Source organism: Phytoactinopolyspora endophytica (assembly GCF_004138495.1).
Lineage (GTDB): Bacteria > Actinomycetota > Actinomycetes > Jiangellales > Jiangellaceae > Phytoactinopolyspora > Phytoactinopolyspora endophytica.
Genome location: NZ_ML142849.1, coordinates 629,509 through 632,944 on the forward strand (window position 1 = coordinate 629,509; position 3,436 = coordinate 632,944).

Annotated in this window: 5 protein-coding genes; all 5 read right to left on the reverse strand. The window is 68.9% G+C overall.

Translation table 11 applies throughout. From position 1 onward, the window contains the following. Positions 1-245 (reverse strand): tryptophan synthase subunit alpha (locus ELR45_RS40330; RefSeq protein ID WP_240759099.1); only part of this gene is annotated, 245 nt, incomplete at its 3' end. A gap of 57 nt (positions 246-302) precedes the next feature. Next, positions 303-1,517 (reverse strand): tryptophan synthase subunit beta, encoded by a 1,215-nt coding sequence (gene trpB / locus ELR45_RS02750; protein WP_205855731.1) that lies wholly within the window; start codon positions 1,515-1,517, stop codon positions 303-305. A gap of 37 nt (positions 1,518-1,554) precedes the next feature. Further along, positions 1,555-2,361 carry an indole-3-glycerol phosphate synthase TrpC gene (trpC, locus tag ELR45_RS02755; RefSeq protein ID WP_129663202.1) on the reverse strand — a complete coding sequence of 269 codons (807 nt, stop codon included), beginning with the start codon at positions 2,359-2,361 and terminating at the stop codon, positions 1,555-1,557. Between the two features lie 286 nt (positions 2,362-2,647). Further along, positions 2,648-3,001 (reverse strand): winged helix-turn-helix domain-containing protein, encoded by a 354-nt coding sequence (locus ELR45_RS42430; RefSeq protein WP_129663204.1) that lies wholly within the window; start codon positions 2,999-3,001, stop codon positions 2,648-2,650. A 2-nt stretch (positions 3,002-3,003) separates the two neighbouring features. After that, positions 3,004-3,267 carry an HGxxPAAW family protein gene (locus tag ELR45_RS02765; protein ID WP_129663206.1) on the reverse strand — a complete coding sequence of 88 codons (264 nt, stop codon included), beginning with the start codon at positions 3,265-3,267 and terminating at the stop codon, positions 3,004-3,006. Between the last annotated feature and the right edge of the window lie 169 nt (positions 3,268-3,436).

Below are 3,436 nucleotides of genomic sequence, written 5' to 3' on the forward strand. Positions count from 1 at the left end.
CGGAGCACATCGGTGGTGTCCGCGCCCGCACGCAGCGCCGCATCGACCGCCGCCTGGATCACCGGGCCGTCCATCAGCGGGTCCGTGTACGGCAGCCCCACCTCGACCACGTCGACGCCGGCATCGACCATCGCCTTCAGCGCATCGATCGCACCGTCGACGTCCGGGTACCCGGCCGGGAGGTAGCCGACCAGCGCCGCCCGTCCCTCGGTACGTGCGGTCTCGAACACAGCGGACGCGCTCACTTCTCCTCCATCTCCGACGGGCACATTCCCACCCCACGACTCCGCTCGCTTGTCACCTCAGTGCTCCATCAAGCCGAACCACCGGGCGGCGGTGTCCACGTCTTTGTCTCCCCGGCCGGAGAGGCTGACCAAGATCACCGCGTCCTCGCCGTACCTGGCGCCGAGCCGCTGGGCGCCGGCCAGCGCGTGCGCGCTCTCGATGGCCGGGATGATCCCTTCGGTCCGGCAGAGCAGCCGGAACGCCTCCATCGCCTCGGCGTCGTCCACCGGCTCGTACACGGCGCGCCCGCTGTCTTTGAGCCAGGAGTGCTCGGGGCCGACGCCGGGATAGTCCAGGCCCGCCGAGATCGAGTGCGACTCGATGGTCTGACCGAACTCGTCCTGCAGCAGGTACGAGCGCGCGCCGTGCAGCACGCCGGGCACCCCGGCGCTGATGGTGGCGGCATGCCGGCCGGTGGTCACGCCGTCGCCGCCCGCCTCGAACCCGTACAGCCGGACGTCGGCGTCGTCGACGAACGCGTGGAAGATGCCGATCGCGTTGGACCCGCCGCCCACGCACGCGGCGACCGCATGCGGCAGCCGGCCGGTCAGCTCCAGCACCTGCTGCCGGGCTTCGACGCCGATGATGCTCTGCAAGTCACGCACGAGCGTCGGGAACGGATGCGGTCCGGCGACCGTGCCGAAGACGTAATTGGTGGTGGCGACGTTCGTGACCCAGTCCCGCAGCGCCTCGTTGATCGCGTCCTTGAGTGTGCGCGACCCGGTGGACACGGGGACCACCGTCGCGCCCAGCAGTTCCATTCTCGCCACGTTCAGCGCCTGCCGGCGGGTGTCCTCCTCACCCATGTAGATCACGCACTCCAGGCCCATCAGCGCCGCCGCCGTCGCGGTGGCGACGCCGTGCTGGCCGGCGCCGGTCTCGGCGATCACCCGTTTCTTGCCGATCCGCTTGGTCAGCAACGCCTGGCCGAGCACGTTGTTGATCTTGTGCGAACCGGTGTGGTTGAGGTCCTCGCGTTTGAGCAGGATGCGAGCGCCGTGCGCCGCCTCCGCGCCGAACCTGGACGCCTCCGTGATCGGAGTGGGTCGGCCGCTGTACGACTTCAGCAGGCCGTCGAGCTCGGATTGGAACGCGGGATCCGCCGCGGCCGCCTGATACTCGCGATCCAGCTCGTCCAACGCCGCGATCAGCGCCTCCGGCACGTACCGTCCACCGTACGGGCCGAACCGGCCCGGACGCTCCGTTCCCGCGGTCACGTTCGACTCGGACACTGATGTCTCCACAAGATGTTGTTCGGGTGAGCAGTTATTAGGGGCGGTTGTTGAGGGCCGGGTGGGCGCCGGCGGCGACAAGATCGGCGACCGCGCTGCGGGGGTCCTTCCCCGTGACCAGTGTCTCGCCCACCAGCACCGCGTCCGCACCGCCTTGGCCCAGCTCGATCACGTCGTGCGGGCCCTTCACACCCGACTCGGCGATGCGCACAACCCCTTCCGGCACCAGCGGCGCCAGCCGATGGAAGGTCTGCGGGTCGACCTCGAGAGTCTTCAGGTCACGCGCGTTCACGCCGATGATCCGCGCTCCGGCGTCCGCGGCCCGCTCCATCTCCTCCGGCGTGTGCACCTCGACCAGCGGGTTCAAGCCGATCGACTCGGCCCGCTCGATCAGGCTGACCAGCGCGTTCTGTTCGAGCGCCGCCACGATCAGAAGCGCGAGATCGGCCCCGCAGGCGCGTGCCTCCCACAGCTGATAGCTGGTGACGATGAAGTCCTTACGCAGGATGGGGACATCCACCGCGGCTCGCACCGCTCGAAGGTCATCGAGCGAACCGCCGAAGCGCCGGCGCTCGGTGAGCACGCTGATCGCGGTCGCACCGCCGGCCTCGTAATCGGCGGCCAGCGCGGCGGGATCGGTGATCTCCGCCAGGGAACCCCTGGACGGGCTCGACCGTTTCACCTCTGCGATGACCGATACGCCCGACGCGCGCAACAGTGGCAACGGGTCGCGGGCTGGGGGTTGTTTGTCGGCTTGCGCTTTCAACTCTGCCAGCGGCACCTGTTCTTGGCGCTCGGCAAGATCGGCGCGGACGCCGTCGAGGATTTCCTCGAGTACGCTCACTCGTGCCCTCCGCACTCCGAATCCGTTCCCTCATGGCAATGTGCTGCGTCGTGGTCCGGCTGCTCCAGACTAGTCACGCCGCCCGACGGTCGATCTCGCGCCCCCCGCCCCGGCACCACGCTCAGCGAGGATCCCCAGGTAAGAGCCGGTCCCTGCTCACGCTCCGCAGCAGAACGCGGCGGAACGGCCAACGCGGTGACGGGCCGAGACCCGCATCCGCTCCGCCCGGACCACGCCGAGAGCCGCACGCCCGGCCATGCCCGAACCACCAAGAGACCACAAGAGGTCACCCGGATACGCGATGCAGTATGTAACCGACACCCCGGACGGCTCGGATTTCGAATGTCCCTCGAAGCTTGCTCCGCAGGGTCGCGATATGCACGTCGACGGTACGTGAACCCACCGGATTCGAGTACCCCAGCGCGTCGCACATCAGGTCCTGCCGCGTGCAGACCTCTCCCGGCCGGCTCATCAGATACGCCAGCACAGCCGCTTGCAACGGCGTCAGCGACACATCCCGCCCGGTAGGCAGGCCGGCGAGGCACCGACGCGACAAATCGAGCGTGACCTCGCCAAGCGAAATCGACGACGGGCGCCCAGAAGGCCAACCCGCCGAGACGGCACCGGGGCCGTCTGTCATGCCTACCCGTCTCGGCCCTCAGGGCCGGTGGCGGCCATCTGCTCCGCAGGCCCATCCACGGAGGCCGTACGGCTGACCTGCCCCAGACCCATCATTTGCATCACCTTGCCGACGATGCCCCCGAGCACGATGAGACCAACACCGCCGAACCAGAACACCTGCCAGGTCAACGTCATGACGCCGACCGCGGCGACCACGAACCCGGCCATGATGATGATGACGGCTGTCCACGCGGCCGCAGTGTGGCCGTGGTGGTCGTTGGCCATGCTCGTCTCCTCGATAACTCCAGGCGTCCGGGCCCTGAGCCCGGCTTCGCCGATGTCTATCCGCTACCACCATTGTGCAGGAACGCCCGCCGCTCGCGCCGCCGGGTCGCATCGTCCGCCCGCGGGTGCGCGACCGGCATGAGGCATATCACACGCAGGGGTCGCCTCA

What these genes read in the sequence shown, in the direction of transcription:
- ELR45_RS42430 (WP_129663204.1), bottom strand. Translation starts at nt 3,001, where the DNA reads ATGACAGACGGCCCCGGTGCCGTCTCGGCGGGTTGGCCTTCTGGGCGC.
- ELR45_RS02765 (WP_129663206.1), bottom strand. Translation starts at nt 3,267, where the DNA reads ATGGCCAACGACCACCACGGCCACACTGCGGCCGCGTGGACAGCCGTC.